The organism is Phenylobacterium sp. (assembly GCF_046291545.1).
Lineage (GTDB): Bacteria > Pseudomonadota > Alphaproteobacteria > Caulobacterales > Caulobacteraceae > Phenylobacterium.
In genome coordinates, this window is the sequence record NZ_JBKBSM010000003.1 from 64,060 (window position 1) to 85,054 (window position 20,995).

Below are 20,995 nucleotides of genomic sequence, written 5' to 3' on the forward strand. Positions count from 1 at the left end.
CCGGCTCAGCCTGGCGGCTGGGCGGGCAGGATGCGGTCGAGGAGACGGCCGAAGCGGCCTCGGGAATAGGCCAGGCCATGGTAGGCGCCCGCGGCGGCCCGGGCCCAGCCGAGATAGAGCCAGGGCGAGCGCGCGGCGCGGGCCGTCCGGAAGACCGGGTGGCTCCACGCCGAGATCAGGGCGCGGGCGCGGTAGATCAGCCGCCGCCGGAGCATCGGCGGCCGACCCGGAGCCACGCGCTTTCGGAGGCGCGGACCGCCGGGCCAGGTGAGGCGGTAGGCGAGCCCCTCCCGCCGCTGCCGGAACCCGGCGGCCTGGGTGCGAACAACGAAGTCGGCGTCGACCGGCTCAAGCTGCAGCCTTCCAGCGGCCTTCCCGGCCTCCATCAGCTCGCGCATCAGCGACGACCTGGCCACCACGACGTTGGTTCCGCCCGCGTCGCTGGCGTACGGCTCCACCCAGGCGTCGCCGAAGGAGATGTCCGCCGTCTCAGCGATCACATCGTCGCAGGCGTTGCAGGCCGACAGCTGGAAGAAGCCGGCCCCCCAGTCGCCGTCGGCCAGGCTCCACCAGTCGCGGCGACGCACGCCCCCGCCGCGCATCCCGAGCTCGGCGACGTACCAGTTGGCCGGCCTGTCCGGCGCCTTGCAGCGGAACTCCACGCGCTCGACCTGCGGCGACGGCGCGCCCATCTGCCAGGCGAAGCTCTCCACGAAACGGGCGCTCTTCATGTGCCCGCAGAACAGGCCGAGCGTGAACGCCACCCGCCGGCGAAGCAGCGGGTCGTGCCGCCGCGCCAACTGGACCGCCTTGATGAAGCACGGCACGCCGACCACTGCGTAGCGGCCCGGCCGGTCGCGGATCTCCGCCAGCACCTCGGACAGATCCACCGGGTAGTAGCGCGAGCGCGCCCCGCCCTGCACGGCCTCGCGGGTGCGGGAGATGCGGTAGCGGAAGAAGCGCCCGTCCATCGTCGGCGCGACGTGGGCCACCGCGTCCACGAGGCCCCTGTCCAGCAGCTCGGCCGCGACCCAGGTGGCCAGACCGCCGGAGCTGCCGCGCTCGCGCCAGGCGCCCTCGCGCACATGGCCCACGTAGGCCGCCTCCATGCGTCCGATGGTCGGATCGACCACCGGCGCCGCCGGAAACTCGCGGGCGGCGATGGAGGTCTCGTCCTCGGCCGCCGGCGAGAACGGGCAGGCGCGCGCGACCGCCTGGCTCGGGCGCCGGCGCCAGGCCCCTTCGCCGGGGCGCAGGCGGCCGTCCCCGCTCATCACCATCGCCGCGTCCGGTGCGCCGGACAGCGCCGCGCAGACCCCGCAGCCGATGCAGAGCCCGGCGCGGTCGATGGCCTGGGGGCTGACGGTCGGCCGGTCAGGCGATGGCGGCATCGAGAAATCCCTCGGACCCGCGCCGAAGCCGGGCCAGGCGCTCGTCCACGGCCGTATCGTGGGGCCGCTCGACCGCGGCGGCGAAGGCCGCGGAGGTCGCCTCCCCGTCCGCCACGAGGCGGCTCTCCTGGCCGATCGCACTGAGAAGGGCGCGAACCTTGCTGGCCCGATAGGGCATGGTGGTGCAGGCGAACGGCTTGGCGTTCAGCAGGGCGAAGACGCAGCCGTGGAAGAAATTGGTCGCCACGGCCGAGGCCCCTGCCATGGCGGCGGCGAAGGCTTCGGGACCATCGCTGAGCCGCTGCTCGTCCGCCCAGTCGTTGCGGTATCCGACGCTCACCAGCCGCAGGCCCCGTCGCACGGCCCACGCCCGCGCCGCCGCGCCGAAGCCGGCGGGAAAATCGTGACCGTAGACAAGGACGTAGGGTTCGCTCCCCTGCCCTTGCGGGCGAACGCGCGGGGGAAACGCGAGGCACGGGTCGAGCACGATGTTTGGCTCCACCCCTACGGTCTCGCTGACCAGGCGGCGGGAGTTCTCGTCACGCACGGACAATCGGTCCAGGCCGCGCAGGAGCTCGGTCCAGCACGCCGGCAGGCCCGCCGCCGGCTCGTAGCCGCCGACGCTGGCCGCATAGGAGATCCGGCGCGCCGCCTTCACGCCCTGACCGAAGAAGAGGGCCCTCCCGCCGTACCAGGGATGGGAGAGGTTCCACACCTCGTCACTGCCGATGACCACCAGGTCGTAGCTGTCGACGAGGTCCGGAGCGTCGAGGGCGAAGGGCGCCGACCGCGGCAGGGCCTCGACCGCCCGCAGGAAGCTGCGCGCCTTGCGCGAATAGGCGGCGATGTCGGCGCGAGACGAACGCGCCGGCCGCAGGGGGCGAAGGGCGCAGCTCCACTCCGCCCGATCCACCGCCGCCGAGCGGTGGTCGAGCAGCACCGCCTCCAGGCCCCGCCGCCTGAGCCCTTCGACCAGACACCGGGCCTGCCAATAGGAGCCGTAGTTGATGCAGCGGTGGAAGGTCAGCACCCCGACTTTCATGCCTGCGCCTCTGTGCTTCGCCCGCCGTCGCCTAACGGCGCTCGGGCGGCTCTGTTCCCGCACGCGCCAAGGCGGCCGCGGCGATCCCCGGCCGAGCTGGAACCGCCGCGCGCCCCTGCCGTTGGCTAGACGCGGCGCGGCGCGAACGCCGCCCGCGGCGAGGCGTGTGACGGCCCGCCCGGCGGGTGGCCGCCGCCCATGACAGCGGAGACTGAGATGAGCTCACCCACGGCAGGCGACGTCCTGGTCGAGACCCTGATCGACTGGGGGGTGGATACGATCTTCGGCATCCCGGGGGACGGCGTGAACGGGATCATCGAGTCCCTGCGCCGCAAGGCCGACGCCATCCGCTTCATCCAGACCCGCCACGAGGAGGCGGCCGCCTTCATGGCCTGCGCCTACGCCAAGTGGACCGGACGCCTCGGCGTCTGCCTGGCCACGTCGGGTCCCGGCGGCATCCACCTGCTCAACGGGCTCTACGACGCCAAGCTCGATGGGCAGCCGGTGCTGGCGATCACCGGCCTGCAGTTCCACGACCTGCTGCACACCGACACCCAGCAGGACGTGGAGCTCGACAAGCTGTTCATGGACGTGGCGGCCTACAACTGCCGCGTCATGGGCGCGGCCCACATGGAGAACGTGGCCGCCCTGGCGATCCGAACCGCCCTGGCCCGCCGGGCTGTCGCCCACATCACCGTGCCGGTGGACGTGCAGGACCAGCCGGTTAAGCGGGACGCCCGCTCCAAGCGCAACATCGCCCACCACGTCTCCGGGGCGCCGGCGCAACCCCGGCTCGCCCCGCCCGAGACCGACCTTGAGCGGGCCGCCGACATCCTCAACGCCTGCGAGAAGCCGTTCATCCTGGCCGGCCGCGGCGCGCTGGGATGCAGCGACCTTCTCGGCGCCGTGGCCGAACGCCTGGGCGCGCCTGTCGGCAAGGCGCTGCTGGGCAAGGGCGCGCTGGACGACGAGCATCCCCATTGCGTCGGCGGCGTCGGCCTGCTGGGCACCCGGCCCTCGCATGAGGCCATGTCCGACTGCGACGGCCTGCTGATCGTCGGCAGCGCGTTCCCCTACATCGAGTTCTATCCCAAGCCGGGCCAGGCGCGGGCGGTGCAGATCGACATCGCCGCCGAGCGCATCGGCCTGCGCTATCCCGTCGAGTGCGGGCTGGTCGGCGACTGCCGCACGACCCTGGAACGGCTGGCGCCCCTGCTGCGGGAGCGGCAGGATCGCAGCTTCCTGCAAAAGGCGCAGGAGGGGATGAAGGACTGGCGCGAGCTGATGGCCGAGCGCGGCCAGCGGCGAGACCTGCCGATGAAGCCGCAGGTGGTCGCCTACGAGCTCGACAAGCTGTTGGCGGACGACGCCCTCGTGTCCACCGACTCCGGCACGATCACCACCTGGATCGCCCGGCAGATGACGTTCCGCCAGGGGCAGATGTTCGCCTGTTCGGGCAACCTGGCGACCATGGCCTGCGGCCTGCCCTACGCCGCGGCGGCGGCCGTGGCCTATCCCGGGCGGCAGGTCGTGTCCTTCGTCGGCGACGGCGGGATGACCATGCTGATCGGCGAACTGGCCACCTGCGTGAAATACGGCCTCGACGTGAAGATCGTCGTCATCAAGAACAACTCGCTCGGCCAGATCAAATGGGAGCAAATGGTGTTCCTGGGCCATCCGGAATACGTCTGCGACCTGCAGCCGGTGGACTTCGCCGCGATCGCCCGCGGCTTCGGCGTCACCGCCTTCACCATCGAGGACCCGGCGCGCTGCGGCGAGGTGATGCGCCAGGCCTTCGCCACGCCGGGCCCGGTGCTGATCGAGGCGGTGGTCGATCCGAACGAGCCGCCCATGCCCCCCACGGTCACCTTCGAGCAGGCCAAGCACTTCGCCGAGGCGCTCGCCAAGGGCACCCCCGGCCGCGGCGAGATCATCAAGACCGTCACCGGCGACAGGCTGCGCGAGCTGATCTAGCCGCTGCGGAAGACCAGGGCGGCGGTTCCGCAATCGCCGACCAGGGGCGTTCGCGCCGCCCCCGAAGCACCCGGCCGGGAACGGTTGGCCGCGAACGCCGTTGCGGGCTCGCCCATGCACGACTCCGCGCGCGTCATCATCGCGGCCCTGGCCGGCAACCTCGCGGTCGCCGTGTCGAAGTTCGTCGCCTACGCCTTCACCGGCAGTTCGGCCATGCTGACCGAGGCCATCCATTCGGCGGTGGACAGCGGCAACCAGGCCCTGCTGATCCTCGGCCTGCGCCGCTCGGCGCGGCCGCCGGACGCGGCCCATCCCTTCGGCTATGGGATGGAGGTCTATTTCTGGTCCTTCGTCGTCGCGCTGCTGATCTTCGCCCTCGGCGGGGCGGCCTCGATCTGGGAAGGGCTGCACAAGCTGCGCGATCCAGAGCCCATGAGCCGTCCCTGGATCAACTTCCTGGTCCTGGGGCTGGCGATCCTGTTCGAGGGCGCCTCGTTCGCCGTCGCCCTGAAGAGCTTCAACGCGCAGCGCCGGGGCGTGGCGCTGCTGTCGGCCATCCACCGCAGCAAGGATCCCAACCTGTTCGCCGTGCTGCTCGAGGACGGGGCGGCCCTCATCGGCCTGTGCATCGCCCTGCTCGGGGTGGGCCTGAGCGTGGCCCTGCGCCAGCCCTGGGCCGACGGCGCAGCGTCCATCGCCATCGGCCTGCTGCTCGTTCTCGTCGCGGTGTTCCTCGCCAACGAGACGCGAAGCCTGCTGACCGGCGAAGCCGCCTCCCCGCGCCTGATCGCCGAGGTGAAGCGCCAACTCGCCGCCGACGGAAGGTTCGTCGCAGAAGGCGAAGTGCTGAGCCTTCACCTGGGCCCCGACGACATCCTGCTGGCGGTGACGGCGCAGGTGGATCCCCGCCTCGACCGGCGCCAGGCGGAGACCGCCCTCGACGAAGCGGCCGAGAAGATCCGCGCCCTGGACGAGCGCATCGGCAAGGTGCTGCTCACGCCTCCGACCGCGGTTTCGCCTCGCCCGTCGGCGCAAAGTGCTGGGCGAGCCGCCCGATCGTCGTTCCCTGGATAAGGACCGAAGCCACGACCACGGCGAAGGTGGTGGACAGCAGCAGGTCCCGCACCGGGCCCTCAGGCGCCGACAGGGCCAGCGCCAGGGAGATCGCCCCGCGCATGCCGCCCAGCTCAGGATCAGCCAGCCGCCGCGGGTTTCGGTCCGCAAGCGCAGAACGGCGGCGAAGGGCGCGGTGACGACGAACCGCGACAGGGTCACGAGCGCGATCGCCGCCACCCAGAGCCCGGCGAGCCTGGGGTCGAAGGGGATCACCAGCACCTCCAGCCCCAGGAGGAGGAACAGCGCCGCGTTCAGGAGGTCGTCGATCAAGGTCCAGAACCCGCGCACGTAGCGGCGGGTCTGGTCGCTCATGGCGTGTTCGAAGCCGCGTCCCCCGACGTAGAAGCCCGCCGCCACAACGGCGATGGGGCCGCTGAGGTGAGCGGCCTGCGCCGCCGCATAGGCGCCGGTGGCCAGCGCCACGGTGATCGCCACCTCGACGGCGTAGTCGTCGATGGCGCGCATCATGGCGACCGCCAGGGCCCCCAGCGCCGCGCCCAGAACGATGGCGCCGCCGGCCTCCACCGCCACATTGCCGAGGGCCGCCAGGGGCTGGGCGGCGTGGTCCGTCGCGGCGATCGAGACGGCGGCGGAGAACACCACGATCGCCACGCCGTCGTTGAACAGGGCTTCGCCCTGCAGCACCGCCTTGAGCGTCGGGGAGAGCCTGTGTTCGCGGGCGGCGGACAGGACGGCGACCGGGTCGGTCGGGCCGATCAGGGCGCCGAACACCAGGGCCCAGGCCGGCAACAGCTCGATCCCCAACAGCCTGGCTGCGCCCCAGAGCCCGCCGGCGATCAGGGCCACGGAGAAGAGAACCCCCAGGGTCGCCAGCGACGCCACGGTCGCCACCCGCCGCCGCAGCTCGCCGAGATCCACCTGCATCGCCCCGGCGAAGAGCAGGAAGGCCAGCATGTAGCCCAGCACCGTCCTGGGGAAGTCCAGGGAGTCCACCCCGGCGGCGAACGCCGCCGCCGCGTCGTGCGAGGGGGCGATGGACTGCAGGACCATCAGTCCGGCCGCCGCGGCGAACCCCGCCAGCAGCATGGCCGTCGAGGTCGGCAGGCTGGTGAAACGGATGTTCATCCATCCTGCGAAGGCGACCAGCGCCACGAAGACGGTGGCGAAATCGTACGTCGTCATCTCTGCCTCGCAGGAGCGGCCCTGCGCCGCCGCTAGCGGAACGAACGTAACCGCGGAGAGTTGTCCGGACGACCTGAGGGCTGCCGCCAGCGCCGGGAGAGCATCTGCCCCAACCTGTTTGCGCTTCGCCGACTAGTTCACGCGGGCGTGGGGCCCCGCCCCTGCGGCCCGCAGATCTCCAGGAAGCCGGCGGCCATGAACCGGGCCATGCGCCGCTTGACCGCCGGGAAGTCCTCGGAGCGGCAGAGGCCGCCCGACAGCTTGTCGATCCGGCCGGTGCGGGCCAGCGTCACCATCAGGGCGCCGGTCACGAAATGATAGCCCCAGAAGATGTCCTCCTCCGGACAGCCGGGCAGCGCCTTCTTCAACAGGTCGATCAGGCGCAGGACCACCGGATCGAAGTGCTGGTCCATTAGGTCGGCGCCCCATTGCGGGGTGTTCGAGACCAGCGCCCCGAGGGCGCCGTAGTTCTTCCACCCCTCCCCGCCCTGGTCGTAGAGGTCGAGGTCGGTGTCGAGGAAGGCGTGCAGCGCTCCCTCCACCGTGGGCTTGCCGTCCGCCGAGGCCTCGTACTCGTCCAGCGCACGGATCCGCCGCTCGCTCGTCACCACCGCGCGGCGGGCGAACACGGCGTCGAACAGCTTCTTCTTGTCCTCGAAGTAGTAGTTCAGGAGGGTGTGGTGCACGCCCACGCGCCGGGCCACGTCCTGCAGGGTGACACCGTAGAGGCCGTGCCTGGAGAAGAGCTCCTCGGCCACGTCCAGGATCTGCTCCATCGAGGCGGCGCGCTGTTCGGCCTTCTTGGAGCGGCGACGGGGTTTTGCACTGTCGGGCACGCGACTCTCTTTCAACGCGGGGGCCATGAGCGTCAAGCCGCCCGCTCGTGCGTCGGCCGCGGGTGGACTTGCGTCATCGCCCCGTCGCCGGCTGGTCGGGCAGGACCGGGGCGGCCAGGCCCACGTTCCAGTTCCACGGGGTGTCGCCTGCGGCGCGGCGCCGGCGCACCACGGCCTCGTGCAGCGCGTACATGCCCGGCCACAGGCCGCGTCCGGCGCGAGGCTGATCTTCGAACGCCATGTAGCTGCGGTCTTCGCCATAGGCCGGCCAGGCCGGCGCGCCCGCGGCCGCAGGCGCGCCGGCCGTCACGAAGGCGGCCCAATAGCCCTGGATCGCCGCCGCCAGCCGCAGTTCGGCGCCGGACCTTGGCGGCTGCGGCCAGGCCGGGGGCGTCTTCTCCCGGGTTCCGAAGACATAGGGGATCTCCGCGGCGTGGAAGGCGTGCAGCCCCTGCTCGTCGGCGGCGGGATATCCGTGGTCGAACAGGTATAGATAGGCCCGCTGGCCGATCGCGGTCTGCTTGTCCGCCAGCCGCTCGGCCGTCCAGCCGTAGAGGGCGTCGCGCGGGGCGGCCAGCACCGCCTCCTCAAGATCGCCCGCCGGATATAGGCGCAGGAACTCGCCGGCCAGATCGCCGTAGCGCTCGCCGATCGCCTGCTCATACGCCCTTGCGCTCGCCGGTTTCGGCGCCGCCAGGAACCTCAAGGAGCGGATCTCACCGGCGTTGAAGCCCGCCAGCACCGGCACGGGCGCCTGCTCTCCGCGATCGAAGGTCTCCACGAGCTGGCGCGGCAGCACCTTGCCGTCCACCGTCCCGAATGCGGCGTAGCCCGCCTTGAGCGCCTGGGCCGTCAGCGCCGTCCCGTCCATCGCGCGCAGGGCCTCAAGATCGGCGGCGCCGAGCCGCTCGGCCAGCTGCAGGCCCCGCAGCTCCGCCGGCGCCTCGCCGAAGCGGCGTTCCTTCAGCTCGGGGGTGGAGATCATGTAGGCGCTCTGCAGGATCGCCTTGTCGAACAGTCCGCGCGCCAGGGGCGAGGCCATCAGGTACATGATGCTGAGGCCGCCGGCGGACTCGCCCGCCACCGTCACCCGGCCGGGATCCCCGCCGAAGGCGGCGATGTTGCGCTTCACCCAGGCCAGGGCGGCGATCTGGTCGAGAAGGCCGTAGTTGCCCGACACGCCGTCGGGGCTCTCGGCGCTGAGCTGCGGATGCGCCAGCCAGCCCAGGACGCCCAGCCGGTAGTTGATCGAGACCACCACCAGCCCCCGCCTGGCCAGGTCCGCGCCATCGTACATGCTCTCGCGGCTGGAGCCCGTGGTCAGGGAGCCGCCGTGGATCCACACCATCACCGGCGCGTCCCTGGCGTCCGCAGGCGCCCAGACGTTCAGCGTCAGGCAGTCCTCGCTCAGTTGCGGCAGCTCGCTGGCGTAGATCCCGCCCGGCGGCATGCGCGGCTGCAGGCAGGCGGGGCCGAAGGCGGTGGCCGGGCGAACTCCAGGCCAGGGCGCCAGGGCCGCGGGGGGCTTCCAGCGCCTGGCCCCCACCGGCGGAGCGGCGTAGGGCACGCCGCGGAAGACGTGCACCTTCCCCTCGGCCACGCCCTGCACCGCCCCGGCCGGCGCCTGCACCACCGGTGCAGGCCGCGCCGACGCCGCCCCCACGCCAAGCGCCAGCGCAAGGGCCGCCCCCAACCAGCAGCCCCTCATGCGCGGCCCTCTCGCCGCAGGACCCGGGCCAGCGCCAGGAACAGGCCCACCGCCACGGCGTACATCGGCGCCAGGGCGTAGAAGGCCATCTGCAGCGAGTTCTCCGGATGGGTGTCCATCAGGGCGTCGCTGACCATGCCGACGAAGGTGGGCCCCACGCCCATGCCCACCAGGTTCATCACCAGCAGCAGCAGGGCGCCGCTCAGCACCCGCTGCTCGGGGGCGACCTCTTCCTGGACCAGGGCCACGGCCGAGGAGAGATAGAAGTAGTTCAGGAACGTCGGGGCCAGCAGGAAGGCCAGGGCCAGCGGCCAGTCCGGCGCCCAGACGAACGCAAGGTAGGGGACCACCGCCAGGGACAGCGAGATCGCCGGCGCCGCCGCATAGGCGGTCCTGGACGTGCGCGTGAACCGGTCGATCACCCGGCCGGAGGCGAAGATGCCGCCGCCCATGCCGACGGCGACCACCAGGGCGTACCAGAGGGAGACGTCCTGGAGCGTCATGCCCTTCTCGCGCATCAGGAAGAGCACGGTGAAGTTGCCCGCCCCGTAGGTGATCACCTGGGTCGCCGCGCTGGCCAGGGCGACCAGCAGCAGCGCCGGCGTGGAGAAGAACATGCGCACCGTGGGCCAGAACCCCGCCGGTCCGCCCGCCGGCTTCGCAGGCGCGCCGGCCGCCCGGTCCAGCCCGCCGCGCTCGGGCTCGCGCACCCCGAACAGCACCACGACGGCCATGACCACGCCCACCGCGCCGATCAGAAGGAACGCGGCTCGCCAGCTGTAGGCCGCCGCGATCGCGGCGCCGAACGCCACCCCCAGGGCCTGGCCGATTGGCGGGCCCATGTTGAAGACGCCGAGGGCCGTCCCCCGCCGGCCCGGCGGAAAGTAGTCGGTGATGATGGCGTAGGACGGGGGCACCCCGCCGGCTTCGCCCACCCCCACGGCCATGCGCGACAGGGCGAGCTGCGGATAGTTGGCCGACAGGCCGCAGGCCATGGTCGCCGCGCTCCACAGGCCGCAGGCGAAGGCCAGCACCCGGGTCCGGTTGGTCCGGTCGGCCAGCCAGCCCACCGGGATCGAGATCAGGCAGTAGAACAGGGCGAAGTAGAGCCCGCTGATCAGGCCGAGCTGGCCGTCCGTGACCCCGAGCTCGTCCTGGATGGGCTTGGCCAGGATCGACAGGAGCTGCCGGTCCAGGAAGTTCAGCACATAGACGAAGCACAGGATGGCCAGGACCGGCCAGGCTCCCCGGGACGGCTTGAGCGCTGCGGTCGCCGGCGGCGGAGAGCTGGTCCCCGCCGCCGTCTCGACAGATCCGGTCATGGCCTAGAACTCGTAGCCCACGCGCACGCCGACGGTGCGCGGCCGCTGCACGGCGAAGCGGCTGGCGATGAAGGCCTCCGGGTGGACGTAGGTGATCTTGCGGCTGTCGAAGAGGTTCTCGACATAGGCCGCCGCCGTCACCTGGCCGAAGGCTACGGCGAAGGTGGCGTTCACGTTGGTGTAGGCCTCGGTGTAGGCGTAGGTCGGGCTGATCACCCCAGGGCGGCCGGGGGTGTTGGGGAACAGCCCGGGGAAGCTGCCCACGTGCTGCACGACGGCCGAGAGGTTGGCGCGGGCCTCCGGCGTCAGGTCGAAGCCGTAGTTGACGTAGGCCGCGCCCTGGAACTTGGGCGAAGCCAGGCGCGCGCCCTCCACCGCGCCGGAGATCGCCGCCTCGGTGGGCGAAAGCTGGGTGACCTTGGCTTCGTTGAAGGAGCCGTTCACCCCCAGCGTCAGGCCGTCGGCGGGCAGCGCCACGATCTCGAACTCCAGGCCCTTGGACACGGCCTTGCCGATGTTGGTGGCGAACTGGACCGAGTCCGACACCCGGTTGGCCTGGACCTGGATGTTCTTCCAGTCGATCCAGTAGGCGGCGAGGTTGGCCGAGAGCCGCCCGTCCAGCCAGCGTCCCTTCAGGCCGATCTCATAGTTGGTCAGGTCGTCCGAATCCGCTCCGGGCGGAATGACGATGTCGGTGGGGTCGACCACGCTCGCCCGCCCCGCGAAGGCGTTGACCACCGGCGTGCGGAAGCCGGTGGAGACCGTCGCGTAGGTCGTCACCGCCGAGGAGGGCTTGTAGGACACGCTGAGCTTCCAGGAGGGGCCGGTCTCCTTGGCCTTCACCCCCGTCGCCGGCGCCACCTGGGTGATGACCAGCGGGCCGGGATAGAAGGGGTTCAGCGCCGCCGCCAGGTAGTTGCTGGTGTAGCCGCCCTCGACGAACGACTGGGCCTCGAAGCCGCCGTAGCGCAGGCCCGCGGTCGCCCACAGCCTGTCGCTGAAGCGGTAGGTCAGCTCGCCGAAGCCAGCCAGCTCCTGGGAGTTCGTGTGGTTCTGCTGGCGCTGGTAGTATTCGTCCGGCAGTCCGGTGAAGCCGCGCCGCGCCAGATAGTCCGGCCGCGAGCGGTAGTTGTAGTCAACGTCCAGGCGGCGATCGAGGTAGAAGCCGCCGACCACCCAGTCCCAGTCGCCGCCCGGATCGGACGCCAGCCGCACCTCCTCGACGAAGGTGTCCATGTAGGCCAGGGCGTCGAGGCCGAAGGCGATGCCGGCCGCGCCGAAGGTGCCGGCGAGGTCGACGAAGAACTTCTGGTCGAACTCCGACCAGGTCGACGAACTGGTGAGCTGAGCCCCGTCGAACTGGTACTCGACCGTGGCGTTGTAGCTGGTCAGCTTGCCCTGGAAGAGGTCAGGGCGGTCCGACACGCGGATGTCCTCGCCGAGGCTCGGGCTGACGGTCGAAGAATCCCGCGGGCGGCTGTCCTCGTGCGAGGCCAGGAGCTTGATCGACAGCCGCTCGGTGGGCGTCCACAGCAGGCTCGCGCGCGCGCCCCAGGCGTCCAGGGTGTTGGCGTTCGCCCGGCCGGTGCCGATGTTGTTGATGTAGCCTTCCTCGTCGCGCAGGAAGCCGACGACCCGCAGGGCGAGCTTGTCCTGGACCAGGGGCACGTTGACCATGGCGTTGTAGCGCTGGCGCAGGCTGTCCGAGCCGGTCAGGCCGAAATCCACCTGGGCCGACGCATCGAACGCCGAGGGGTCGGGCCGCTTGGTCAGGATGCGCAGCGCGCCGGACAGCGAGCCCGAGCCGAACAGCGTGCCCTGCGGGCCGCGCAGGAACTCCACCCGTTCCACGTCGTAGAGGTTCGGGTCCAGGACGGTGGTGTTGCCGATGGTCGAGATCGGCAGCTCGTCAATGTAGACCGCCACCGTGCTCTGCAGGTTCGCGCCATAGCCGTTGGTGGCGATGCCGCGGGCGGTGAAGTTGTTGAAGTTGGCCGACGGCCGGTTGAGCACCACGCCGGGGGTCTCCACCGCCAGCCCCTCGTAGCCGACGATGCCCTTGGCCGTCAGCGTCTCCTGGGAATAGGCCGTCACGCTCAGCGGCACATCCTGCAGCCGCTCGCTGCGGCGTGTAGCGGTCACGATGACCTCGCTCAGCTCCGTCGCCTGCCCCCCGGTCTGGGTCCTGGTCTGGGCCATTGCGGTTCCGCCGGCGGCGCAGGCCGCGGCGCACGCCGACGCCATGAGAAACGCCCTCATCGTTCCTTCCTCCCTCTCGCACCGGTCGTTCGCGCCGGGCTGTGGTCGCCAGGATTGAGGCCATGTCACGCTCAAGTCAATATTCACTCTCATGTGAGTGAATATCTATGTTCGATGGACGGGTCGAAGCCCGCCCGGCCCGCCTCGCCCCCAGTTGCCGAGCACCGGAACCTCTCGAAGCCGACCGGCCTTAACGGCCGCGGGCGGGCGCCGCCGGCGTGGATCGCCCGGCGCCTGGGCCGCCGCTCGTGAACGCGAGGATGCGATGCCGCAGACGTCATCCCACCAGCCGGGGCGCGGCCCCGCGATCTGGGCCGCCGCGATCGTCATCGGGCTGTTCGGCCTGGCGCTGCTGGCGGGTGGCGGCTACCTGATCGCCCTTGGCGGGTCCTGGTACTACCTGATCGCGGGCGCTGCGCTGGCCGCCACCGCCGGCCTGCTCCTGGCCGGCTCCGCCCATGCCCTGTGGCTCTACGCGGCCCTGGTGCTGGGCACGCTGGTCTGGGCGCTGTTCGAGATCGGCCTGGACTGGTGGCGGCTGGTGCCCCGCGGGGACGTGATCTTCCTGATCGGCCTGTTCCTGCTGACACCCTGGATCACCCGGCGGCTGGCGCGCGGCCGCGGCGCGCCGCCCGCCTCGGCCTTCCGCGGCGGAGGACTGGCGCTCACCGGCGCGCTGGCGCTGGCTGGCGTGGTGGGGATCGCATCCATGCTCAACGACCCGCACCGGCTGGAGGGCGAACTGCCCGGGCCGCGCGGCGGCGGCGCGGTGGCGGCCGGTCACGCACCGCCCGGGGACTGGCCCGCCTACGGCCGCACCTGGGCCGGAGACAAGTGGTCGCCGCTGGACCAGATCACCCCCGGCAACGTGGCCCGGCTGAAGGAGGTCTGGCGGATTCAGACGGGCGACACCATGCGGCCCGGCGATCCGCCGGAGACCACCTATGAGGTGACGCCGCTGAAGGTGGGCGACACGGTCTACCTCTGCACGCCGCACAACATCGTCCTCGCCCTGGACCCGGAGACCGGAGCCGAGCGCTGGCGATTCGACCCGCACATCCGCGTGTCGGACCACCTGCAGCATCTGACCTGCCGCGGTGTCTCCTACCATGACGGCGCCTGGCCCGGCGCCGCCCGCGCCCCGGGCGCGGACTGCCCGCAGCGGATCTTCCTGGCCACCAACGACGCGCGCCTGTTCGCCCTGGACGCCCGCACCGGCCGCCCGTGCGCCAGTTTCGGAGATGGAGGCCAGATCAGCCTGTGGCCCGGCATGCCGGCCTATCAGGACGGGTGGTATCAGTTCACCTCCGCGCCGCTGGTCACGCGCGGCCTCGTGGTGCTGGGCGGCGCCATCTACGACAACGCCTCGGTGTACATGCCGTCGGGCGTGATCCGCGCGTTCGACGTGGTGACCGGCAGGCTCGTCTGGAACTTCGACCCCGGCAATCCCACCGAGACCGAGCCGATCGAACCGGGCGAGCGCTATTCCTGGTCCTCGCCGAACAGCTGGAGCACCTCGGCCGCCGACGAGGAGCTAGGCCTGATCTACGTGCCCATGGGCATGGGCGCGGTGGACCAGTGGGGCGGGAACCGCCCCGCCACCACCGAGCGGTTCGCCAGCACGATCCTGGCGCTGGACATCGCAACCGGAAAGCCCAGGTGGGCCTACCAGACCGTCCACCATGACCTGTGGGACATGGACGTGCCCGCCCAGCCGGCGCTGGTGGACCTGACCCTGCCCGGCCGCGGCCGGGTTCCGGCCCTGGTGCAGTCCACCAAGACGGGAGACATCTTCGTCCTCGACCGCCGCACCGGCGTTCCGCTGTTCCCGGCGCCCGAACGGCCCGCGCCGCAGGGCGCGGCCCCGGGCGACTGGACCGCGCCGACCCAGCCGTCCTCGAGCGTCAGCTTCAGGCCAACGGAGCCGGTGCGCGAACGGGACATGTGGGGCGCCACCATGTTCGATCAGCTGGTCTGCCGCATCGCCTTCCGCCGCCTGCGCTACGAGGGTCCCTTCACGCCGCCGTCGGTGCAGGGGTCCCTGGTTTTTCCGGGCAATTTCGGCGTGATGGACTGGGGCGGCATGGCGATCGACCCGGTGCGCCAGGTCGCCTTCGCGCATCCCAACTACATGGCCTTCATCGACAAGCTGACGCCTCAGTCCGTCCGCCGCGACGGCCCCGAGCAGAGCGCCGACGGCGGGCGTGTGAAGGGGCCCACCGGCGGCTCCGACCGCGGCGGCTCGAGCGAGCACGGCCTGAACCCCAACCGCGGCGCGCCGTTCGCGGTCTACCTCAACCCCTTCCTGTCGCCGATCAAGCTGCCCTGCCAGGCGCCGCCGTGGGGCTATGTCGCCGGCCTCGACCTGGTCACCGGCAAGGTCGTCTACCAGCACAAGAACGGAACCATTCGCGACGAAAGCCCCCTGCCCCTGCCCTTCAAGCTCGGCGTCCCGTCCCTTGGCGGGCCGATCGTCACCGCGGGCGACGTCGCCTTCATGAGCTCGACCCTCGACTACTATCTGCGGGGATATGACCTGACGACCGGCCGCGAGCTGTGGCGGGCGCGCCTGCCGGCCGGGGCGCAGGCCACGCCGATGACCTACCGATCCGACGCCTCGGGCCGCCAGTTCGTGCTGGTGGTGGCGGGAGGCCACGGCTCGCTGGGAACCAAGCTGGGCGACTATGTCATCGCCTACGCCCTGCCCCGGCCTGCCCAGCCATGAGCGAGCTCGACGCCCTCACCCTGGCGCGGATCCAGTTCGGGTTCACTATCGCCTTCCACATCCTGTTCCCGGCCTTCACCATCGGCCTGGCGAGCTGGCTGGCGGTCCTGGAGCTGCGCTGGCTGCAGACCCGCGACGAGCAGTTCCGCGACCTCTACCGGTTCTGGCTGAAGGTCTTCGCCATCTCCTTCGGCCTTGGCGTCGTCTCCGGCATTCCGATGAGCTTCCAGTTCGGCACGAACTGGTCCGGCTACGCCGACTTCACCGGCGACGTGCTGGACCCGCTGATCGCCTATGAGGTCGTGACCGCCTTCACCGTCGAGGCCGGCTTTCTGGGCGTGATGCTGTTCGGCTGGAGCCGGGTGGGCGATCGCCTCCATTTCCTGGCCACCTGCATGGTCGCCCTGGGCACGCTGATCTCCGCCTTCTGGATCCTCTCGGCGAACAGCTGGATGCAGACCCCGGCCGGCTACGCCATCGAGGGCGGCCGCGTCGTGCCGGCGGACTGGCTGAAGATCATCTTCAACCCCAGCTTCCCCAACCGCTTCGCCCACATGGTCATGGCCGCCTACCTGACCACGGCCCTCGCGATCGCCGGGATGTCGGCCTACATGCTGCTGCGCGCCCGCCGCGGCCGCGAGGCCCCCGAGCGCCAGCGGCTGGCCCGCACCTCGCTGTCCTGGGCCATGTGGTTCGTCACCGTCTTCGCGCCGGTGCAGGCCTTCCTGGGCGACCAGCAGGGCTTGGCGGTGCTGGACCAGCAGCCCACGAAGCTGGCCGCCATCGAGGCCAACTGGGAGACCGGCCGCGGCAAGCCCCTGGTGCTGTTCGCCTGGCCCGACGCCCAGGCCGAGGTGAACCGCTACGAGGTCGCCATTCCCAAGCTCGGCAGCGTGATCCTCACCCACAGCCTGGACGGGCGGGTGCCGGGCCTGAAGGACGTCCCGCGCGACGAGCGCCCGCCCATATGGCCGGTGTTCTTCTCCTTCCGGATCATGGTCGCCCTCGGCCTCCTGATGATCGCCCTGGGGTTCTGGAGCCTCTGGCTGCGCTATCGGCGCCGCCTCTACGACTCGCGCGCCTTCCTCATCGCCTGCCTGGCCATGACCCCCGCGGGCTTCCTCGCCGTGCTGTTCGGCTGGTTCACCGCCGAGATCGGCCGTCAGCCTTACGTCGTCTACGGGCTGCTGCGGACCGCCGATGCGGCCTCGCCCGTGTCGGCGGCCAGCGTCTCGACCTCGCTGGCCCTGTTCGTCGTCACCTACCTCTTCATCTTCGGCGCGGGGACCTACTACCTGCTGAAGATCCTGCACCGCGGCCCGCAGCCCCACGAAGCCACGACGGGCGGACACACCGCGCACCGGCCGAAGCGTCCGCTGTCGGCCGCCGAGGACTCGCCGAGCGCCCCGTCGGCGCCCCAGACCGGGAGTTGAGCATGCCCCCCGCTGCGGAAGGACTGGCGTTCTGGCTGCCCCTGACCGGGGCCGCCGTCATCGCCCTGGCGGTCGTCATGTACGTCATCGTCGACGGCTTCGACCTGGGCGTGGGCATCCTCTTTCCCTTCGCCCGCGAGGAATCCTGGCGCGATCGGATGATGCTCTCGGTCTCGCCGGTGTGGGACGGCAACGAGACGTGGCTGGTGCTGGGCGGCGTCGGCCTGTTCGCCCTGTTCGACGTCGCCTATGCGATCATCATGCCGGCGGTCTATGCGCCGGTCCTGGTGATGCTGATCGCCCTGGTGTTCCGCGGCGTCTCGTTCGAGTTCCGGTTCAAGGCCGAGCGGTCGCGCCCCCTGTGGGACCGCAGCTTCTTTCTGGGATCGCTGGTGGCGACCTTCGCCCAGGGCTGCGTCCTGGGCGCCTTCGTCCAGGGCTTCACGACCCAGGACCAGCGCTTCGCCGGCGGCCCCTTCGACTGGCTGACGCCCTTCAGCCTCCTCACCGGCCTGGGCCTGGTGGCCGGCTACGCCCTTCTGGGCGCCACCTGGTGCGTGATGAAGACCACAGGCGAGCTCGCGTCCTGGGCGCGGCGCATGGCCCGGCGGGCGCTGCCGGCGGTGGCGCTGGCCATGGCGGCGGTCAGCCTGTGGACCCCGCTGCTCGACGCCGAGATCCGCACCCGCTGGTTCTCCTGGCCGAACCTGGCCTGGCTGGCGCCCGTGCCGCTGCTGACCGCGGCGGCCTTCGGTCTGCTCTGGCGCGCCCTGGGCCAGGGGGGCGAGCGCGCGCCGTTCTTCCTGTCCATAGCGCTGTTCCTGCTGGGGTTCGTCGGCCTGGCGGCGAGCCTCTTCCCCATGGTCGTTCCCCCCGACCTCTCCATCTGGGACGCCGCCAACACCCCGAAGTCCCAGCTCTTCCTCTTGGCCGGCTTCGCCGTCGCCGTCCCCGCCACCTTCGCCTACAACGCCTACTCCTACTGGGTCTTCCGCGGGAAGGTCGGCGAGGACGCGGCCGAGGCCTATCACCTGTGACGGGACGGCGGGTGCTCTGGTTCGTGCTGCTGTACGCGGCCAGCGTCGCCACGGCGGCGGCTGCGGTCTATGGCCTGCGCGCGCTCGTGGCGGCGCTGATCGGCGGCTGACCCTTGCGTGGGCCGGCCGTCAGGCGCGGCGGGGCTGAAACGAGGGCGGATCGCTTGCGGGGAAGCTCTCCTCGGAGCCTTCGTCGATCCTGGCCTCCTCCCGGCTTTCCGCACGCTCGACCTTGGCTGCCAGTTGATCCGGCTTCTCATCCGGCGCCAGCGGCTCGGCGCGCCGGGCGTAGGGCTGGTCGGCGGAGCGCCCGGCCAGGTCGGGCCGGCCCTCCACCGCTAGGTCGGCGGTCGACCCGCTCGACCCGTGCTCGAAAGCGCGCCGCGCCTTGCGCTCCTTGTCCTTGTCCGACTTCTTCATGCTCTGCGTCCCTAGGAGGGCGGGCGAGGCGCGCCGGGCCCGGGTCTAGTGGCGGATCTGCTCCAGGCGCTCCAGATGGCGCTGGACCATCGGCAGCGCGCCGGCCGCCACGGAGCGGAGCTGTGCGTTATCGCCGCTCTCGGCGTAGCCCTTGTGCAGGGCGATCGCCTCCTGGTGAGCCATCTTCTGCTGGTCCAGGTACATGTCGTCGAACGACTGGTCGGGGGCCTTCTCCAGGTGCTCGATCATGCCCTTGCGGCGCTCGTCCAGCTCGGTGGTGGGCTTCAGGTCGCTGTACTGGCGCGTCACCTCGCTGCTCTTCAGGGCCGACACCATCTGGTGCGCGGCCGTCATATGATGATCGACCATCATCTGGGCGAAGCTGCGGACCTCGTCGGTGCGCGAGCGCTGCAGAGCCAGCTTCGCCGCGTCGATCTCGTAAAGATCGCCGATGCAGGCGTTCTTCACGAACGCGCCGGTGTCGTGCGAGCCGGCCGTGGAGGCCGAGGCCATGCCGACCATGCCGCCGACCATGTCCTGCATCTTGTCCATCGCGCCCTGTGCGCCCGTGTGGGCTTCGCGATCCTGCATGTGTCTGTCTCCTCGTGTCAGATGGAACGGCCGGCCCGCAGTGCAGGCCGCCGGTGCGGGGGGCCGAACCGCTCCTGGGGTCCGAACCAACCCCCGGGCGTCGGGGGAGTTTCCGCCCCGCGCCTCACAACTTGTTGCGGAAGGCCCCCGCGCTCAGCGATGCGCGTCGTGCTCGCCCTGGGCGCGGCGCTCGGCGGTGTCCCGCCCGACGAGCTTGGAGAACATGCTGTCCTCCTCGTAGAGCAGCGCCAGTTCACTGTCCTCGAACGCCTCGAAGAACTCGTCCCAGCTGATCTCTGTCAGGGCGTCGTGCTCCGAATTCGGCGCTTCGGGAAACATGATGCGGATGATGCCCACGTCGTCGCCCTTGTGGGTCTGCTCGACAGCGGCGGGCTTGCCGCCCTTGCCTTCGGCCCAGGTGCGAATCTTGTCGTGGTCGGTGGTGACTTCAGCCATTGCGGCTTCTCCTCCTGCGGTTCGCTAGGAGAACCGACGAGCCCTGCGCCGGTTTCCCCGGGCGAAGGCCGGGCGGGCTCAGCCGCCCGCCGGGAGGCGAGCTTCGCCGTCCATCCGTCCCGCGGCGGGATGCGCCGCCATCGGCGGGCGCGCCGGCGGCGGCGCCGCGCAGAGCCCTGCGGCGAGCTGGCTGGCCGTGGCCGGCTCGGTGATCAGCCGGGCCCGGCGGCGGAAGGTCAGGTATTCCCAGAGCCAGCTGAAGGCGACGGCGATCCGGTTGCGGACGCCGATCAGAAAATAGACGTGGACCACGCTCCACAGCACCCAGCCGGGAAAGCCGGTGACCTTCGCCTTCCCCAGGCTGACGATGGCCGCGTTGCGCCCGACCGTCGCCAGGTCGCCCTGGTGACGATAGCGGAAGGGCGGCGGCGGCGCCTCGCCCCTGGCCCGCGCGGTGATCACCTGCGCCACATAGGCGCCCATCTGCTTGGCGGCCGGAGCGATGCCCGGCACGGGGCGGCCCTCCTCGCCGGCCACGTGGGCGGTGTCGCCGATGACGAACACCTCCGGATGGCCTGGAACGGTGAGGTCTGCGTCCACGCACACGCGGCCGGCGCGATCACGCCGCGCGTCCAGCCAGTCGGCGGCGGCCGACGCGGCGACGCCGGCCGCCCACACCACGGCGCCGGCGGCGATCCGCCGCTCGCCCAGAGCCACGCCCTCGGCGTCGATGGCGGTAACCGGCGTCCCGGTCAGCACCTCCACTCCGCGCCGCCGCAGCGCATCTTCGGCATAGCGGCTCAGGGTTTCGGGGAAGGTCGACAGAATCCGGGGTCCGGCCTCGACGAGCACCACCCGCGCCTTTTCCGGGTTCACCCGCCTGAAGTCCGGCGGCAACGCCTGGCGGGCCATGTCGCTGATCGCGCCGGCCATCTCCACGCCCGTAGGCCCGCCGCCGACCACCACGAATGTGGTCAGGGCCCGCCGCTCGGCCTCGTCCTCGGCGAGTTCGGCTCTTTCGAAGGCCAACAGCAGGCGCCGGCGGATGTCGGTGGCGTCCTCGATCCGCTTCAGCCCGGGAGCATAGGGCGCCCACTCGTCGTGCCCGAAGTAGGCGTGGGCCGCTCCGGTGGCGAGCACCAGCAAATCGTACTCGAACGCCCCGCCCGCGGTCAGCAGACGCCGGCCCGCCAGATCCACGCCAGTGACCTCGGCCATGTAGACCTGGGCGTTGTCCTGTCCGCGCAGCATCGAACGGATCGGCCAGGCGATGTCTGCCGGCGTAAGCGCCGCCGTCGCCACCTGGTAGAGCAACGGCTGGAAGGACTGGTGGTTCTGCCGGTCGAAGACGACCACCTCGACGGCCGCGCCCGCCAAGCCCTTGGCCGCCTGCATGCCGGCGAACCCCGCCCCTGCGATCGCCACGCGCATGCTCGCCCTCCGCGGCCACTGGCCCTGACGCATCCGCCGCGCCAACGGGCGAGACCCTCGCCTGTTCCGTGCGGGGCGTACACGATTGACGCGAAGGCCGAAGCATCAGGG

Annotated in this window: 15 protein-coding genes and 1 pseudogene; 5 read left to right on the top strand and 11 right to left on the bottom strand. The window is 71.3% G+C overall.

Annotated features, from left to right (window positions below; all coding sequences use genetic code 11):
• Positions 1-5: 5 nt before the first annotated feature.
• Both ACK4YQ_RS09815 and ACK4YQ_RS09820 read right to left on the bottom strand, forming a co-directional pair.
• The gene (locus ACK4YQ_RS09815) at positions 6-1,391 is read right to left on the bottom strand and encodes a Coenzyme F420 hydrogenase/dehydrogenase, beta subunit C-terminal domain (RefSeq protein ID WP_409610837.1); all 1,386 of its coding nucleotides are present in this window, start codon (positions 1,389-1,391) and stop codon (positions 6-8) included.
• Entirely contained in the window at positions 1,375-2,433 is a 1,059-nt protein-coding gene (locus ACK4YQ_RS09820; RefSeq protein WP_409610839.1) for a polysaccharide pyruvyl transferase family protein, read from the bottom strand. Before ACK4YQ_RS09820 ends, ACK4YQ_RS09815 begins: the two co-directional genes overlap by 17 nt.
• Positions 2,434-2,649: 216 nt before the next feature.
• Here ACK4YQ_RS09820 and ACK4YQ_RS09825 point away from each other — a divergent pair, with 216 nt between their 5' ends.
• The gene (locus ACK4YQ_RS09825) at positions 2,650-4,407 is read left to right on the top strand and encodes a thiamine pyrophosphate-dependent enzyme (protein ID WP_409610841.1); all 1,758 of its coding nucleotides are present in this window, start codon (positions 2,650-2,652) and stop codon (positions 4,405-4,407) included.
• A 114-nt stretch (positions 4,408-4,521) separates the two neighbouring features.
• Positions 4,522-5,481, top strand: a complete 960-nt coding sequence (locus ACK4YQ_RS09830; RefSeq protein ID WP_409610843.1) for a cation diffusion facilitator family transporter — start codon at positions 4,522-4,524, stop codon at positions 5,479-5,481.
• Positions 5,482-5,658: 177 nt separating this feature from the next.
• On the opposite strand, the pseudogene ACK4YQ_RS09835 reads toward ACK4YQ_RS09830, so the two are convergent.
• The 5 genes and pseudogenes from ACK4YQ_RS09835 to ACK4YQ_RS09855 form a co-directional block, all read right to left on the bottom strand.
• Positions 5,659-6,666, bottom strand: a pseudogene (locus ACK4YQ_RS09835) (cation:proton antiporter); the annotation flags it as partial.
• Between the two features lie 137 nt (positions 6,667-6,803).
• Positions 6,804-7,529: a TetR/AcrR family transcriptional regulator gene (locus ACK4YQ_RS09840; protein ID WP_409611320.1), complete on the bottom strand. Its 726-nt coding sequence runs from the start codon at positions 7,527-7,529 to the stop codon at positions 6,804-6,806.
• 46 nt (positions 7,530-7,575) lie between these two features.
• Positions 7,576-9,210 (bottom strand): carboxylesterase/lipase family protein, encoded by a 1,635-nt coding sequence (locus ACK4YQ_RS09845; RefSeq protein ID WP_409610845.1) that lies wholly within the window; start codon positions 9,208-9,210, stop codon positions 7,576-7,578.
• Positions 9,207-10,532, bottom strand: a complete 1,326-nt coding sequence (locus ACK4YQ_RS09850; protein ID WP_409610847.1) for a spinster family MFS transporter — start codon at positions 10,530-10,532, stop codon at positions 9,207-9,209. The genes ACK4YQ_RS09845 and ACK4YQ_RS09850 overlap by 4 nt, the downstream gene beginning before the upstream one ends.
• A 3-nt stretch (positions 10,533-10,535) precedes the next feature.
• The gene (locus tag ACK4YQ_RS09855) at positions 10,536-12,731 is read right to left on the bottom strand and encodes a TonB-dependent receptor (protein WP_409610849.1); all 2,196 of its coding nucleotides are present in this window, start codon (positions 12,729-12,731) and stop codon (positions 10,536-10,538) included.
• A gap of 325 nt (positions 12,732-13,056) precedes the next feature.
• On the opposite strand from ACK4YQ_RS09855, the gene ACK4YQ_RS09860 reads away from it, so the two are divergent.
• Genes ACK4YQ_RS09860 through cydB form a run of 3 tightly spaced genes read left to right on the top strand, consistent with a single transcriptional unit; the run spans position 13,057 to position 17,986 of the window.
• Complete coding sequence (locus ACK4YQ_RS09860) at positions 13,057-15,516, top strand: membrane-bound PQQ-dependent dehydrogenase, glucose/quinate/shikimate family (RefSeq protein WP_409610851.1); 2,460 nt, start codon at positions 13,057-13,059, stop codon at positions 15,514-15,516.
• A complete protein-coding gene (locus tag ACK4YQ_RS09865) occupies positions 15,513-16,949 on the top strand; it encodes a cytochrome ubiquinol oxidase subunit I (RefSeq protein WP_409610853.1) in 1,437 nt (478 codons plus the stop codon). Before ACK4YQ_RS09860 ends, ACK4YQ_RS09865 begins: the two co-directional genes overlap by 4 nt.
• A 2-nt stretch (positions 16,950-16,951) precedes the next feature.
• Entirely contained in the window at positions 16,952-17,986 is a 1,035-nt protein-coding gene (gene cydB / locus ACK4YQ_RS09870) for a cytochrome d ubiquinol oxidase subunit II (protein ID WP_409610855.1), read from the top strand.
• 129 nt (positions 17,987-18,115) lie between these two features.
• Here cydB and ACK4YQ_RS09875 read toward each other — a convergent pair whose 3' ends face one another.
• From ACK4YQ_RS09875 to ACK4YQ_RS09890, 4 genes are all read right to left on the bottom strand, one after another.
• Positions 18,116-18,406 carry a hypothetical protein gene (locus ACK4YQ_RS09875; protein WP_409610857.1) on the bottom strand — a complete coding sequence of 97 codons (291 nt, stop codon included), beginning with the start codon at positions 18,404-18,406 and terminating at the stop codon, positions 18,116-18,118.
• Positions 18,407-18,451: 45 nt separating this feature from the next.
• A complete protein-coding gene (locus ACK4YQ_RS09880) occupies positions 18,452-18,997 on the bottom strand; it encodes a DUF4142 domain-containing protein (RefSeq protein WP_409610859.1) in 546 nt (181 codons plus the stop codon).
• A 153-nt stretch (positions 18,998-19,150) separates the two neighbouring features.
• Entirely contained in the window at positions 19,151-19,453 is a 303-nt protein-coding gene (locus tag ACK4YQ_RS09885) for a hypothetical protein (protein ID WP_409610861.1), read from the bottom strand.
• 78 nt (positions 19,454-19,531) lie between these two features.
• Positions 19,532-20,884 carry an NAD(P)/FAD-dependent oxidoreductase gene (locus ACK4YQ_RS09890; RefSeq protein ID WP_409610863.1) on the bottom strand — a complete coding sequence of 451 codons (1,353 nt, stop codon included), beginning with the start codon at positions 20,882-20,884 and terminating at the stop codon, positions 19,532-19,534.
• Between the last annotated feature and the right edge of the window lie 111 nt (positions 20,885-20,995).

Bases quoted from the DNA above. Each gene is read 5' to 3' on its own strand.
- ACK4YQ_RS09825 (WP_409610841.1), top strand. From the start codon at position 2,650: ATGAGCTCACCCACGGCAGGCGACGTCCTGGTCGAGACCCTGATCGAC.
- ACK4YQ_RS09840 (WP_409611320.1), bottom strand. From the start codon at position 7,529: ATGGCCCCCGCGTTGAAAGAGAGTCGCGTGCCCGACAGTGCAAAACCC.
- ACK4YQ_RS09850 (WP_409610847.1), bottom strand. From the start codon at position 10,532: ATGACCGGATCTGTCGAGACGGCGGCGGGGACCAGCTCTCCGCCGCCG.
- cydB (WP_409610855.1), top strand. From the start codon at position 16,952: ATGCCCCCCGCTGCGGAAGGACTGGCGTTCTGGCTGCCCCTGACCGGG.
- ACK4YQ_RS09845 (WP_409610845.1), bottom strand. From the start codon at position 9,210: ATGAGGGGCTGCTGGTTGGGGGCGGCCCTTGCGCTGGCGCTTGGCGTG.
- ACK4YQ_RS09890 (WP_409610863.1), bottom strand. From the start codon at position 20,884: ATGCGCGTGGCGATCGCAGGGGCGGGGTTCGCCGGCATGCAGGCGGCC.
- ACK4YQ_RS09865 (WP_409610853.1), top strand. From the start codon at position 15,513: ATGAGCGAGCTCGACGCCCTCACCCTGGCGCGGATCCAGTTCGGGTTC.
- ACK4YQ_RS09830 (WP_409610843.1), top strand. From the start codon at position 4,522: ATGCACGACTCCGCGCGCGTCATCATCGCGGCCCTGGCCGGCAACCTC.
- ACK4YQ_RS09815 (WP_409610837.1), bottom strand. From the start codon at position 1,391: ATGCCGCCATCGCCTGACCGGCCGACCGTCAGCCCCCAGGCCATCGAC.
- ACK4YQ_RS09880 (WP_409610859.1), bottom strand. From the start codon at position 18,997: ATGCAGGATCGCGAAGCCCACACGGGCGCACAGGGCGCGATGGACAAG.
- ACK4YQ_RS09820 (WP_409610839.1), bottom strand. From the start codon at position 2,433: ATGAAAGTCGGGGTGCTGACCTTCCACCGCTGCATCAACTACGGCTCC.
- ACK4YQ_RS09855 (WP_409610849.1), bottom strand. From the start codon at position 12,731: ATGGCCCAGACCAGGACCCAGACCGGGGGGCAGGCGACGGAGCTGAGC.
- ACK4YQ_RS09860 (WP_409610851.1), top strand. From the start codon at position 13,057: ATGCCGCAGACGTCATCCCACCAGCCGGGGCGCGGCCCCGCGATCTGG.
- ACK4YQ_RS09875 (WP_409610857.1), bottom strand. From the start codon at position 18,406: ATGAAGAAGTCGGACAAGGACAAGGAGCGCAAGGCGCGGCGCGCTTTC.
- ACK4YQ_RS09885 (WP_409610861.1), bottom strand. From the start codon at position 19,453: ATGGCTGAAGTCACCACCGACCACGACAAGATTCGCACCTGGGCCGAA.